Here is a 14,384-nt window from a genome sequence, read left to right as displayed (position 1 = left end):
CGCATAGCGACGTATGACCATGTAAAGTGTCACCGCCTCGTTTCCGACCGACCCAGCAACTTCCAACACGCGGCCTCATCAAAATGGAGTGCCGGCGGAGAGATTCGAATCGAAGCGTTCAAGAGGAGGTGGAGGTTCCGGAGAACAGGTCGTGACAGTTTGCCCCGGTAGCGTCGATTCCTTCTTCCGTTACGCTGCCTGTGTGTCGGCGGGCCGAACTTCTGTCAGTGGATTGCCGCCTGCGGCGGCCAACGATTTCGTGGGCCGCGATCGGGAGCTGGAAAGAATCGGGATGGCGTTGCTGGGCAGTACTCGCCTGGTGACGTTGATCGGGGCGGGTGGCATCGGAAAGACCCGATTGGCAACCGAGGCTGTGCAGCGCTTCCAACGGGCGCGTCGCGTCCCGGTGCACTGGGTACGGCTGGCGGTACTGCCCCGGGGCGCAGAGGCGACAGCGGTGGAGGAACAGGTCGCGGGCTCGGTGATCGAGGCCGATTTCTCCGGGAGGTCGGCATGGGACGCGGTACTGCACACGCTGCGCCGCCGCGACGCAGCTGGGCGGAACGTGCAGACGATCCTGGTCATGGACAACTGCGAACATGTGCTGGACGGTGCGGGCGCGGTGATAGCCGGCCTCCTCGACGCGGCGCCCGGGCTCACCGTGCTGGCCACCAGCCGCGAGGCAATCGGGTGGGTCGACGAACAGCTGGTGCCGGTGCCCGCGCTCTCGCACGAGCAGGCGCTGGCCTTGTTCCGCGCCCGCGCGGACCTCGTCGGGCATACCCTCGCCGCGGAGGAAAGCGAGCTGGCATCCGCGATCTGCCGACATGTGCACAACCACCCGCTCTACATCCGGCTGGCGGCCGCACGACTGTCCCGTCAGCCGCTGCCGATGATTCTGCGTGACCTCAGCGGTGAGGCGGGCGACCGGCGATTGCAGTGGCAGAACGGACCCAGAGTCGGAGCGGACGTCCGGCATCGGGGCATCCGCGATGTCATCGCATGGTCCTACGATCTCTGCCGGGACAAGGAGCGCCTGCTGTTCGACCGCATGTCGGTATTCGCGGCCGGGTACGACATGGGCAGCGACAGCCCCGACGCGGCCGGACAGGACGTCGGCGCCGAACTGGAAGCCATCGAAGCGGTCTGCGCCGACGACGACCCTGGTGGCGCGGACGGATTGGCCCGGGACGAGATCGAAGGCCTGCTGGTGCGGTTGGTGGATCAGTCCCTGGTGTCGATCCACTTGACCGAGACCACGGTGCGATATTCGATGGCCGAAACCATTCGCCTCTTCGCCCAGCAACGCCTGCGGCACCACGGTGCGGAAGCCGACCGGCTGGCACGCAGGCACCGACGCTACTACCGCGACAAGGTGGCCGCGGCCCGTGCCGGTTGGTTCGGGCCCGACGAGCAGGCGCTGCTCGATTGGGCGCGAGTGGCCTGGGACAACCTGCTGTCGGCCATGGAAAGCAGTATCGCCACGCCGGGCGAGGCGGCGGTCGGACTCGAGATCGCTGCCGGGCTGATCGCCTTGCGCATCCCGTTCTTGACCGGCTCACTGCGGGAACCGCGCCGGTGGGCCGAGCGCGCGCTCGCGGCAACCCGGGACCTCGACCCCGAGCCGGTACCGCTGCAGGTCGTGGCGATGTCCCTGATTGCCTGGATCAGCATGTGCCAGGGGGTGCACCAAGATGCCGAACACCTGCTCGACGAATGCGTCGCCCGCTGTGTGCCCGGCGCCGCAGACCGATTGCGCTGGCGCGAGGAACCCGACGTGGACCTCGGGCTCCCCGCTGCGGTCGAATTCGCCCGAGGCGCCGAGCTGATGCTGATCCGCTGCGATACGCGCGCGATCGACGTCCTGGCCCGGGCACGGGCGCGTTTCGCCGTGGAGGGGGACGAGGGCGGCGCCGCGATGAGCGAACTGTTCCAAGCGCTGGCCGCCGCGTTCTTCGGCACGGCCGAACAAGCGCTGGAAACCTGCCGCGCCCACCTCGGCAATGCCGAGCGTTCCGGTGCCCAATGGGCGATCTGCTGGGCGAAACTGGCATGGGTGGTCGCGTCGAGTAAGCACGGCGACATGGAAGAGGCGCTTGCCGTGGGGCGCGCGACATTGTCGGATCAGCTCGCGATGCGCGACCGGTGGGGCGCGGTCTGGGCCGTGCACATGCTGGCCTGGACCCTGGCCCGCATGCTCGACGATGAACTCTCCGCAGCCGTGACGGCCCAGGCGCGCGATATCGCCCGCCTGCTGGGCGGCGGGGCCACGCTTCGCGCCGGGCTCGGCGTGGATATCGCCCACCTCGGCCCGTTCGCCACCGAGACCGAATTGGCCGCAGACACCGCCCGGAGAGTTCTGGGCGACAACGCATTCGCGGAGGCCGAACGAGAGGGTGCGCTGTTGCGGCCGGAGTTGGGCGAAGTGGCGCAGCTGGCGCTGGGAAACCTGTCCATGGACAGGCTGCCCGTCGAACATCCGGTCCGGCGCAGCCGCCCCTCGCCGTGGCAACAGTTGTCGGAGGCCGAGCAGGAGGTCGCCGTACTCGCCGCGGCAGGGTGGACCAACACGGCCATCGCTGCCCGGCGCGGCAGTTCCTTCAAGACTGTCGACGCGCAAATGGCCGCCGTACTTCACAAATTGATGATCGGCTCCCGAGCGGCTATCCGCTCTCTTGTACCTGCCGATCAACAGGCCCGCGTGAGCGCCGAAGCCGCGCGCAGGCCACAGCGCGGCCGCTCGAAGCCTCGTCTCTGATCCCGGCAGAGGGCCGCGTCACGCCGGTGGCGAGGCGAATCGCGCCGCGTCATACCTGCCACCACCAGTTGATCGACGAGAGTCCTGGAGCATCGGGTGATGAATCGGCAGGTGAGTCGTTGATGGTGAAACGGTCGGCCACAGTTCGACCGTCGACTTTGTACCGATCCACGTCCAGTGCCCAATCGAGGTTGCCGCGGACCACGTGCCGCAGACCGTGGAGATAGTCACGGGTGTCTCTGCTCAACCCGCTGGTCTGCGCTCCGGCGAGGAGGAAACGGCACATGATCCGGTCGCGCAACCGCACGGCTCGCGCGATGGCCTCGTCCGGTCCGCAGGCATGGCGCGCCGCGATCACGGTCAGCAGATCGTATTGGTTGCTTTCGTTCAATGCCACTGTCTTGGGGTGGGAGTGTAAGTCGTTGTCCAGTGCCGCAAGCACCCGTGCCATCTCGGTCAGTGCCCGAACCCGAGGCAGCTCCAACTCCGCGGCGGGAGGATCGTATGCGTTCACCAGTTCTGTGCTGACGGTGACGATCTCACCCGCCGCGTTGTTGATCCGGATGGCGAGGTACTCGTCGACGCTCGGCGTCGTGGTCGTACTCATCTCGGCGCAGACCCCGAACAGCCAAGCACGGTGGGCCTGAGTCCATCGACGATGCTGAACCGGCGGCACACAGTCGGCGAACCGTGTCGAGATATCGATGAGCCCGCGTGCCAGCGGATCTGCCTCCATCAGTTGCGATCCGGGCGCCTCCAGCATGCGTACGATCTTGTTGGCATAGGACACGAACCCACCGAGATCCTTCGACAGCGGGCCACGGTCGAAGCGATCGTCGAATGCGAACCCCCAGTAGGCCCAATCCGAAGCGATCTGCAATCGATCGACGCGGCCGTGAGGCGCCATCCTCGCCATGAACTCCGCCGACCTGGTCGCGACCAGTGCGCGTCCCTGGTGGTGATCATCGAGGAACGCGCCGGCTCTCAGCCAATCGATCGACCGATCTTCGATCGCGTCGACCGCAGGATGGACGTTCGATTCGATCGGGCAGAAGATCCCGGGCAGACCGGGCTGTTCACCGACCCTCATCCGGTGACCTCCCCGCAGACGGCAGAGCAACGCCCCGACTCGCTGAATGGACGCGTATTCGCAGTTCGCGCGGACGCAGGGCCATCGCCACCGCGGGACGGACCCGTTTGCCGACTCGATGGCGAATCCGCCACCGGCTGGCGATCGTGGCCAGTGCCAGTGACAGTTCGGTGATCGCGAAGGCCTCGCCCATGCATCGCCGCGGGCCGGCGCCGAATGCCATGAACGCCTTCCGCCGGATCGGCGGTTGTGTGGTGACCCATCGGTCGGGATCGAAGCGATTCGGGTGCTGAAAGAGATCGCTGCGCCGGTGCAGGAGATAAGGGCTGTACACCAGAGAGGTTCCGGCGGGAAGGTCGTAGCTGCCCAGTCGAGTATCGGCCGTGACCGTTCTGGTGAACAACCAGCCGGGAGGATACAGCCGCAATGCTTCGGTGATGATGTGTCCCGTCAGCGGCAGGTCGGGCAGATCCTGGTAGCGGGCCGGAGCCCCGTGGAGGACCCGGTCCGTTTCGTGGTGCAGACGTTCCTCGATCTCGGGATGCGCCATGAGCAGATGTAATGCCCAGGCCAGCGCGCTCGCGGTGGTCTCTGATCCGGCGATGAAGAAGGACATGAGCTGATCGCAGATCTGGCTGTCGGTCATGCCGACGCTGGTGTCGGCGGTTGTGGTTGTTTCGGTGGGGACTCGGGCCGCGAGCATGGCCGAAACCAGATCCCCATGGTCGGTGCCATCGATCCGCCGTTCAGCGACAATTGTCTTCATCAATTCGCGGAGACCGGCGTGCGCTCGCCCGTACCGGCGATTCCCGGCAGTCGGCAGCCGATTCAGCAGCGGCGGCGACAGCATCTGCCGGTACAATCCGTTGACGATAGCCGCGACGTCGTCCAATGCTCGATCGCGGACGCGCGGTGCGAGTGCGCCGGAGAACATAGTCGCCATCACGGTTTGTGTAGCCAGGCGCAATGCCTCGGCCAACATATCCACGACCTGACCGTCGATCCAAGCCGCGGTCATAGCGTCGGCCTCGGCCGTCATCGCTCGGCCGTAGTTTTCGAGCCGAGAGCGGCTGAAAGTCGGCTGGATCAAATGCCGTTGCCGACGATGCGTACTGTGCGGGCAGGTTATCACGTTGTCACCCACCGCTTTCCGCGCTATGTCGAACAGCGGGCCACCCTTGTCGAAAGTGCGATCGTCACGAAGGACTCGATCGGCAAGGTCCGGGTCGCACACCACGACCGCGGCCCCGGGACCGATCCGTATCTTCACGAGCTCACCGCCGGCGGCGGCCAGAGAGGACAGGAATGCCAGCGGGTTTCGCAGCAACGCCACCGCATGACCGACCGGCCGGACCGCACCCGAGGCCAGTGGGACCTCTGACTCAGCCATTGCAGGCAACCGACCGAAGACGAGTGCGCGCAGTAGCACTCGAGCTGAATGCGCGGACACTCCCTACTTCCTCTAGCGGCATATCTACCACCTGCTTACCTTCGTATTCGATCTGCAGCACCATCGAACGGTGACCCAGGGGCGGGCGAACCGGTCACTCCGAACCCATCAGACCCTCGAGTGGAGTGCGGCCGGGATCGAGCCAACCGGCCACCGCTCTCCAATCGGCCGGGGTCAGTTGCCAGCCCGGGTCCGAACCGGAACCCGACGGTGCGGATTCGGGGTACGAGCGCAGTGTGGCTTTCGAACATGCCGCGGGGGTGGGCTTCGGTGCTGCGACCGACGCGGGTGACGGGCAGGTCGACCCCGCTGAAGAGGTGCGGCAGATCGTGTCGGGTCTGTTCGGCATCAGGAGCCGACCTCGTGCACGATCAACTCGCAACGCGCTACCAGGACCGTCTGCAGGACGGTTCGGGTTACTGTCTCCGACAGATGGCCACGTGGTGTGATCACTGCCTCCGCGTCGGCCCGCCGACATTCCGTGAGCAGATCGACGAACGCGGGTGGAAGCCCCTGACTCCCGCATCGTGGCTCATGGAACACCGTTCCCAGCTCGTAGCCGAGCGCGATCGCGGCAGCTCGTAATGTGTTTTCCGCTGCGTCGCGTTCGCCGAGCAGATCGTCGCGCATGTACCCGTAGGCAAGGGGCAGTACGTCGGTCATCGCAGACACCATTTCTGTTCGTGCCGACCGGCTCGGACAAGCGTCTGCCTCGGCCGACGGCAACCCTTTCCACCGATCTCCCACCAGCGCGGAGGCCGGCTCTCGTACGTCCGAACCCGGCGGTGGACTGCCGTCCGGGTTTTTCGCCGTTGTCACCGCGCGTTCCGCGGTGCGGTTCGCGACCACGCCCCGCGAGAACCCCTCGATCCCGCTGGGCGTAGCCGCTGACCACCGACAAACCGAGGATTGCGGGATAGGTAGAAAGGACACATCGGTAGCTGGAGCGCCTGTACCAGGTATAGGCGCCCGACCTCGGGCCGCGGCGCCTGTTTCACCACCGAACGGCTATCCGTACCACCGCAGCCTGCTGCTCACCGACCTCCCCGATACTGCGCTCCCCCTCGTGGCTACCAGCGTCTCCGGTGACCGCGCGGACCGGCCTCCCGTCGGCGCGCGAGCAGTCGAATCCCGGCCAGGCAGGTTATTCGTCCGCACGTGTGGTGAATCGTCTAGACTCATATACGCAGCTACCGGTCCGGGACGTTCTGTCCCCGATGCGGATGCGGCGTGTGAATTCGCGTCACCGCTTTCTCCTCTCTGTTTCGGATGAAACTCATACGGCAAGGAGCGGTACATGACTGCACAATCCACGACGATCAATGAGCCGACTCTGCAAGACAAGATCACATACCAGCTGTGCGAGTACGCGAATCTGGTCAACACCATCAGCAAAGAAGACGGCGACCTGGAGGGCACGCTCTCGCAGAAGATCCAGCAGTATCTCGACACCAACCAGGAGGTCATCGGAGGGTGGGAGATCGTCTGGGGTCCGGGAGTCGCGCTGTTCGACACCGACTTGTTCGCGGTCAACGCCCTGTACATGGTGCGAAGCACCGAGGATCGCTCTCGGTACGTGATCGCCATGGCCGGCAGCACCGACGCACTGGTGTTCGACTGGCTCGTCGAGGACTCCTTTATTCTCCAGACACCGTGGTTCGCGAATAATGCCGCCTTGCACACGATCGGCACGGCCATCGGGGTGAAAACCCTCATCAATATCAGGCCCTCCGGCAACCGTCCCGGCGCCGGTCACACTTTGCCCGAGTTCCTCAGCGCGCTCGGCGACAAGGCGATCGACTTGACCGTCACCGGCCACAGCCTCGGCGGTGCCCTGTCACTCACGATGGCCCTGTTCCTGCGCGACACCCAGTGGCTCTGGGACAATTCCGAGAAAGCCAGGATCAGCGTGCTCTCGACCGCCGGACCGAGTTTCTGCAATCAGGAATTCGTCGACTACACCAGCCAACGCCTGCAACGAGTGCAGCGCTACGCCAACGACCTCGATATCGTCCCGCACATGTGGAACCCGCCCGACATCGAGGCAGCCAAGGCTCTCTACTCCAAGAACAACCAGCCTGCTCCGGCTGGTATGCAGGTCCTGTTGGAATTGCTCAAGATTCAGGCATCCGTATCAGGCCAGTATGCGCACTTCGACCCCACCCGCGGCGTGTTCCAAGGCACGTTCAACGATGAGATCGATCAAACGCAAGGCTCGACATCGGATGATCTGTACATGAAACAGGTCGGGTACCAGCACATTGACGGGTATCATGACTTCTTCGAAATCACAGGCGTGCAGTGGCCGCAGGGCGTCGTAGCCCTCCCGCCGGTCGGCACCGACACCGTGATGAACCGCGTCCTGGCCTTGGCCGGCCAACGGCTCGGCGACGGCGCCGAAAAGGTACTGGCGAACCGTCGGCCGGTGACCGTCCCGCTCAACGGACAGCCCGTGGAGCTGCCCACCGACCACGACAGCCCCGAAGCCAAGAACTTCGTGGACCGCGTCACCGCAGAGTTCGACCCCACCCCCGCATGATCTGACACTGCGGGCCACGCACCGGGTGGCCCGCGAGCTTCGATCCGGTACAGCGCGAAAGCGCTCCGAAGGGGCAGGACGTGGCGGTCGATTCAGGCGGGCAGCTCGGCGACGACAACAGGTCGGTCGACGAGCCTCGGCCCCGGCGATCGGCCGCCACGACCACGTTGTGTCGAACGACGCCAGACCACCACGGACCTCACCGCCGCCGAGCGTACCGACCTGCATCGCATCCTCGGCACGCTCGCCGATAGGGTGCGACTGCCCAGCGGATAGTCCAGATTTCCCCTCGTTCAGGGGCCGAATTGCGACGTCGAAGTTCGCGGGTCAGCGAAGGTCCGACCGCCGACGGGCGAGGAAGCTCGAGCTGGTGGGCGCCGAGCTCTGATCGGACGCGGACTCGGAAAACCTCATGGATACGGCCGTCGAGGCCGCCAACCGGGCCGAATCAACCCGGGGTGCTGTGCGCCTTCGCCGACGAACACCGGTTCGGATGCGTGCGAATGATCGGCGAACCGATCCGGGCCGACCGCTCGACATCGGAGTATCCCGCGCGCGCTCAGCGAGGTACGGGCTGGGTCGTACTGGCCCCGACACGCCAGGACATGGAGCCGTGCCGGGCCTTCGGGGCTCGGTTAGCGTGGACGCGTTCCGGTCGGGCGCAGCCGGACAGCCCTTCGATCGGGAGGTCATCGGTGCCTGTGGTGGTGCGGGGGATCGGATGGATCGTCCTGTACGTGGCGGTAGCCGTGGTGCCGCTCGTGTTCGCTGTGATCGGTCCTGTCGAAGGCGGTCGCGGGTTCTGGGTGGAGTTCTCGGTCGCGCTCGGGTTCGTCGGGATGGCGATGCTCGGCGCCCAATTCGCGCTGGTCGCCCGGTTTCGGGCCGTCGCGGCACCGTTCGGTGAAGACGCGCTGGTGCAGTTCCACCGCCAGATCTCCTACGCGGCGCTGGCGTTCGTCCTCGCCCACCCGATGCTGCTACAGATCGGCGGGATCGACATCGTGGCGCTGCTGAACCTCGCCGAGTCGCCGTGGCGTGCCCGCTGCGCGCTCGCCTCCACCGCGCTGCTGCTGCTCGTGGTGGCGACCTCGGTATGGCGGCAGCGACTGCGGATCCGCTACGAGGTGTGGCAACTGCTGCACGGTGCGCTGTCGGTGGCCGTCGTGGCTCTGGCGTTGGCGCATATGCTGCTGGTCGGCTACTACCTCGACACCGCGTGGAAAGCGTGGCTGTGGATCGTGATGACCACGGCCCTGATCGGCCTACTGGTGTGGGTGCGTGTCCTCGCACCGCTACGGCGGCTGCGCCGGCCGTGGAACGTCGAACGAGTCACCACCGAACGCGGTGACGCCAGTACTCTCACCCTGACCCCGACCGGACACGACGGCTTCCGTTTCGCACCGGGACAGTTCGGCTGGCTGACCGTCGACCGATCCCCGTTCGCCATCACAGCCCATCCGTTCTCCTTCTCCTCCAGCGCCGAGGACCACGACCGCATCGAGATCACCATCAAAGCCCTCGGCGACTTCACCTCCACCATCGGCGACATCGCGCCCGGCACCCGCGCCTACCTGGACGGCCCGCACGGGGTGTTCACCCCCGACCGCAACGAGGGCCCCGGATTCGTCCTGATCGCCGGCGGTGTCGGTATCACCCCCATGATGTCGATCCTGCGCACCATGGCCGACCGCGGTGACCGCCGCCCGTACCTGCTGATCTACGCGGTCCGGACCATGGCCGAGCAAACCTTCGACACCGAAATCACGGCGTTGGCACGGCGCCTGGACCTCACCAGCGTGCCTGTGCCGCAGGACCCACCGTCGGGCTGGGACGGTGAGAGCGGGTTCGTCGACCGGGCACTGCTGCAGCGACACCTCCCCGTCCGATACCGCCACCAGCAGTACTTCATCTGCGGCCCCACCCCCATGGTCACCGCCGTCGAGGACGCCTTGGCCGTCATGAAGATCCCGGCGGAGCGCATCCACACCGAACGCTTCGCCTTCGTCTGACCCCGGGAGGCCCGCTGTGCGACACACCTACACCACCCGCGCCGTCTGGGTGATCACCCTCGTCCTACTCGCCGCCTGCGCCTGGTTCGCCCTGACAATGGCCTGAACCCTTACCCGTACGCGACTCGGGATGCAGACCCGCCGCGCTGAACTCACACTGCCGCAGCGTGATACCGCTCCCGAGGGGGCAACGACATACTCGTCAAAGACATCTCCAACTTTCCCACCGCCAAATTCCGCACCGACTTCGTCCTGGTCATCCCGGTCTCATGTGCCCGCCGGGCAGGCCATCGATATCCAGTCGGCTGCGGGTTCAGCCCGTCGGCCACGCAGTTTCGTCGATCGCGAGCCACGGTGCGCTCGCGACCAGGGTCGGGGTCATATCGGTGATCGCTTTGGTTCGACGATGAAGATGAGATTGGTCGACATAGCCTGCCTCGACCGCGGCATCCGCGGGCGAGCGACCTGCCACCAGGAGATGGGCGGCATGGTCGAAGCGGATGAGTTCGGACACATGTTTGGGCGAGACTCCGATCCGGTTCCGGAAGTGAGACCAGAGTCGCTGGCGGGTCCAGCCGGTCTCGGCGGCGATGGCCTCGATCCGGAGGCGCCCGCCGGTCCTGACAGTCCGTTCCCAGGCGTAGGCGAATTCAGCTGCTACAGCGAATTCGCCGGGCACCCGGCTTCGAAGGAACGCGCCTGCGAGGGCGAACCGGTCGTCCCACGACGGTGTCGAACGGAGCCGGTCGGTCAAGATGGCAGCGCTGCCGCCCCACAGTTGCGGCAACGGTGTCACCGCACCACCGATCACATCGGTGTCTCGGAGAATCGCTGCGGCGACGACGGGGGACAGACGGATCTGCAAGACTTCGCCGACCCCCGCGCTGGTGATGCGCAAGGCGCCGGCGCGGAGGCCGATGATCGCGTTCCCCACGACCGGGCCTCCGGGACCGTTGTGGACGACTCCGCGCTCGGTGAGATCGAGCAGGAGCGTGACCGAGGGATGCGGGATCATCGTGAGGTCCACGGGGCCGATGTCGGAGTAACGGAAACCCGCCATCCGGACTCCCGGAGTCGGGAGACCGGCCGGGATAACGACCTCGACCCGACTCCAGTCCAGTAGGCCAGCAGCGGTCACACATGCCAGGCTAGCCGGATCGGATAACGTGACATTCGTACAAGACGGTGCGACGAGCCTGCGACGAAGCTGTCGGTATGAGCGAATCGAGTCCCACCCGGACATGTGATGACACGACGGTCCAGGGGTTGCACATTGTCATCGACGGAGACCCGGCAGCACCGCCCTTGTTGCTCATCCACGGTTCGGGTGCAACCGGTTCGATGTGGTCGCCGGTGGTGCCGTCGCTCGCCACGGCGTATCGGGTGATCACGATCGACCTTCCGGGATGCGGCCGATCCGAGCGGGCGTCCACGTACGCCGTTCCACAGCAGGCGGATCGGACAGCGGTAGTGTTGGACGAGCTCGGGTTCCGGAATCTGAAGGTGGTCGGTCACTCCAGCGGAGGATACGTCGCTACCGCCCTCGTGGAGCGTCGTCCGGACCTGGTCGGCGAGCTGATCTTGGTCAGCACAGGGCCGAGCCACACAGCGCTCTTGCCCGAGCCGGCGATCATCAAGGCGCTCACCTCGCCGCCTTTCGGCCCGCTCGTGTGGGCGATTCGTACCGATTCGATGATCCGCCGCGGACTGGCAGCGACTGCGGCTGCCCCGATCACGGTGCCCGACGGGGCTGTAGCCGATCTGCGAAGGACGACTTATCGAGCGTTCCGCGCGATTCTCGCCGCCAACATGGACTACATCGCCGCGGGGACTGTGCCCGAGCGGCTCATCGCCGCCGGGAAGCCCCTCCTCGTGCTCTTCGGGGATTCCGACCCTCGGTGGGACCCGGCCTCGGCACACCAATACGAGGCGGTGCCAGGCGCCGAACTCCAATACCTTCGCGGAGTCGGGCATATGGCGATGCTCGAGGACTGCGACGCCCTCACCCGCTCGATACTCGACTACACACTCTAGATGTACTGCCCAGGGAGGTTGGTCGAGGGATTGTGACGACGCGCTTACCCTCCGCCGGGTGGCACGCCTTCGCCGTCCTCTCCGTCGCGGATGCGCGGCGGATCCGGGGTCGGCGGCGGCAGACGTGCAGCGCTGGTTCAGAAGAGCCGCAGGTTTCCGACGTAGATCTTGCCGCCGACCGAAACCGGTGCGGACTTGCTGGTTATCTCCCACACCGAGTTCTTATGGCTCCATACTTCCAGTGAATATCCCGAACCCGCGGTGTCGGTGGCAACGGCGATCCGGCTGCCGTCGGTGCCGAGTTCGGTGCCTTCCGGCACGTAGCCGGGGATCACGTAGTCACCGGTATACGCGTCCACCACACGGCCCGATTTCGAGGTGAGGATCAGATTTCCGATACCGCGCAACAGGAGTGGATCGTAGCTGTCGCCGGCGCTGAAGGACTGCTGTTCCCACAGCACGGCCCCAGTGCGCGGACTGATTCCCGCGTAGGTCGTCTTGTCGCCGTCGTCCTGGATCGCGGTCGGTACCGAGGTCTCGGCCGGCCCAGGTCCCGACATCACCGGATGCTGACTCGGCCGCCAGCCCTGCGGCAGTTGCGCGGTCTCCGTGCCATTGCGGTCGTAGATCCCGGGCGGTGCCGCACCGCCGGCGACGACGAATCCGTCGATGAAGACGTTCCATTCGTCGTCCGCGATCTCCTCGACGGAGTCCCGCCGGAACACTTCTTTTCCGTCTTCGAGCCGGATCACCTTCAATTCCCACTTCGACAGCGGTTGCGCCGGGTCCGGTGCCGACCTGACCACGGCCAACCGGACCAACCCGAAGATATCTATCCAATGTCGCGTATTCGACGAAGAATTCGCCTTTGGCCAGCCGATCGCGGGAAGTTCCCGCCCGTCCACACCGATCGACCGCAGTGCCGGCGACGCACCATAGCTCCGCCTGTCCACGAAAACGAAACGCTCACCCGCGGCGGTCAGGCCGGAGATATCGCCCGCGGCAGCCACCGTGGCGGTGATTCGGCTCGTCGCGAAATCGACCACTGTCAGCGTGTCGGAGTCACGACCGTTGAGGTGGCAGGCGGCCCCCGTGTGACTTTCGCTGACGACACAGCGCTCGGCACTCAGGTCACCCGTCGAATCGATCACGAGGGGTTGGGTGCCGGCCCAGGGCCGACCGGTGTTGGCATCGATGATCTCGAGATATTCGAGTGCGTCGCCGCGGTCCGGATAGACGGTGCGGCCGAAGAGGACGACCTCGGAATCGCCGCCCAGCGCCGAGGGGCCACTCGGCTGGTCCGCGGGAGTGCCCGGGATATCCCCCAGCGTCCAGATCGGAGTATCCGGTCGTTTCTCCAGAGGCGGAAGTATGGGCGTCACAGGCCTGCGGGGTAGCTGCGCGGCTTCTTCCGCGCCGGCGTCGTGCTGGAACCCCCGGATCCCGAGCACTCCCACCACGACCAGCACCAGCGCGGCAGCCAGCGCACCGATGAGCAGAGATATCCGGCGACCGGTTGATCCCGGCCGGGGCGCACCCAGACCCGGTGATGCTGGGGGCGGATGATGCGGTCTGGGGGCGGCCGGGGCCGGATTGACGACGGTGGCCGCGTAACGGTCGGCGGGAGCGGCCGGCCGTGGCGGGTTCGGTACGGAGACCGCGACTGCCCGGCCGAGGGCGGTCGCGAATTCCTCGGTGGTGGCGAAGCGATGCTCCGGAGTTTTCGCCATTGCCCGTGCGAGCACCGAATCGACCTGCGGCGCGAGATCGGGCCGCCGCTCGCGCACACTGGGGAGCGGATGCTGCGCATGCGCCATGATCACCGCGACCGGGTTGGGGCCGGTGAACGGCTGAGCACCGGTGAGCAGATGAAAGGCGGTAGCGGCCAGCGAATACTGATCGGATCGCGGATCGACCGGGAGCCCCTGCATCTGTTCCGGCGAGGCGTAGGCAACCGTGCCGACGGTCAGGCCGGTTTCGGTGAGCCCGGAGGTCTCCGGGCCCATACGGGCGATCCCGAAGTCGGTCAGCAGGTAGTGACCGGTCCCGGCGAGCAGGATGTTCGCGGGTTTCACGTCCCGATGGACCAGCCCGCGAACACCTGCGTAATCGAGCGCATGGGCGACCTCCGTGACCGCCCGCACCACATCGGCGGCGGGCAATCCGCCCGGCGCGGCGGTGACCAATGCCGACAGATCGGTCCCGTCGATCAGCTCCAGCGCGATCCACAACCGCCCGTCGAATTCCCCGCGGTCGTGGACGCTGACGATGCCGGGATGCGACAGCGACGCGGCGAGATCGGCCTCGCGCTCGAAGCGGCGCCGGTACGATTCGTCGCCGGTGAACTGCGCGGCGAGCACCTTCACCGCGTCGGAGCGGGGCAGCCGGGGATGCCGGGCGACATACACCTCTCCCATCCCCCCGGCACCGAGCCGGCGTTCGATGGTGTATCCGGCGAACACCGACCCCGGCTCCAATGCGGCCAACGTGCGATACCTCCC

General features: G+C 66.2%; 9 protein-coding genes. 4 read left to right on the top strand and 5 right to left on the bottom strand.

Annotated features, from left to right (window positions below; genetic code table 11):
- The first annotated feature begins 202 nt into the window (after positions 1-202).
- The gene (locus NNI01S_RS06115) at positions 203-2,758 is read left to right on the top strand and encodes an ATP-binding protein (protein WP_157114609.1); all 2,556 of its coding nucleotides are present in this window, start codon (positions 203-205) and stop codon (positions 2,756-2,758) included.
- 49 nt (positions 2,759-2,807) lie between these two features.
- Here the strand turns inward: NNI01S_RS06115 and NNI01S_RS06110 are convergent, their stop codons facing one another.
- The 3 genes from NNI01S_RS06110 to NNI01S_RS06100 all read right to left on the bottom strand — a co-directional run bounded on the left by NNI01S_RS06110 (position 2,808) and on the right by NNI01S_RS06100 (position 5,961).
- Positions 2,808-3,848: a terpene synthase family protein gene (locus NNI01S_RS06110; protein ID WP_063018273.1), complete on the bottom strand. Its 1,041-nt coding sequence runs from the start codon at positions 3,846-3,848 to the stop codon at positions 2,808-2,810.
- Positions 3,835-5,238 (bottom strand): cytochrome P450, encoded by a 1,404-nt coding sequence (locus NNI01S_RS06105; RefSeq protein WP_063917323.1) that lies wholly within the window; start codon positions 5,236-5,238, stop codon positions 3,835-3,837. The genes NNI01S_RS06110 and NNI01S_RS06105 overlap by 14 nt, the downstream gene beginning before the upstream one ends.
- Before the next feature lie 408 nt (positions 5,239-5,646).
- A complete protein-coding gene (locus NNI01S_RS06100; RefSeq protein WP_063018271.1) occupies positions 5,647-5,961 on the bottom strand; it encodes a hypothetical protein in 315 nt (104 codons plus the stop codon).
- Positions 5,962-6,595: 634 nt separating this feature from the next.
- On the opposite strand from NNI01S_RS06100, the gene NNI01S_RS06095 reads away from it, so the two are divergent.
- Positions 6,596-7,837, top strand: coding sequence for a lipase family protein (locus tag NNI01S_RS06095; protein WP_063018269.1), 1,242 nt, complete (start codon positions 6,596-6,598; stop codon positions 7,835-7,837).
- Between the two features lie 695 nt (positions 7,838-8,532).
- Positions 8,533-9,849: a ferredoxin reductase family protein gene (locus tag NNI01S_RS06090; RefSeq protein WP_063018267.1), complete on the top strand. Its 1,317-nt coding sequence runs from the start codon at positions 8,533-8,535 to the stop codon at positions 9,847-9,849.
- Positions 9,850-10,162: 313 nt separating this feature from the next.
- On the opposite strand, the gene NNI01S_RS06085 is transcribed toward NNI01S_RS06090, so the two are convergent.
- Complete coding sequence (locus NNI01S_RS06085; RefSeq protein ID WP_245675987.1) at positions 10,163-10,987, bottom strand: AraC family transcriptional regulator; 825 nt, start codon at positions 10,985-10,987, stop codon at positions 10,163-10,165.
- Between the two features lie 77 nt (positions 10,988-11,064).
- On the opposite strand from NNI01S_RS06085, the gene NNI01S_RS06080 reads away from it, so the two are divergent.
- The gene (locus tag NNI01S_RS06080; protein WP_063018263.1) at positions 11,065-11,883 is read left to right on the top strand and encodes an alpha/beta fold hydrolase; all 819 of its coding nucleotides are present in this window, start codon (positions 11,065-11,067) and stop codon (positions 11,881-11,883) included.
- A gap of 137 nt (positions 11,884-12,020) precedes the next feature.
- Here NNI01S_RS06080 and NNI01S_RS06075 read toward each other — a convergent pair whose 3' ends face one another.
- Positions 12,021-14,369 (bottom strand): serine/threonine-protein kinase, encoded by a 2,349-nt coding sequence (locus tag NNI01S_RS06075; RefSeq protein ID WP_169812928.1) that lies wholly within the window; start codon positions 14,367-14,369, stop codon positions 12,021-12,023.
- Positions 14,370-14,384: the final 15 nt, after the last annotated feature.

Source organism: Nocardia niwae NBRC 108934 = DSM 45340 (assembly GCF_001613465.1).
Classification (GTDB): Bacteria; Actinomycetota; Actinomycetes; order Mycobacteriales; family Mycobacteriaceae; genus Nocardia; species Nocardia niwae.
This window is presented reverse-complemented; position numbering and strand designations above follow the sequence as displayed.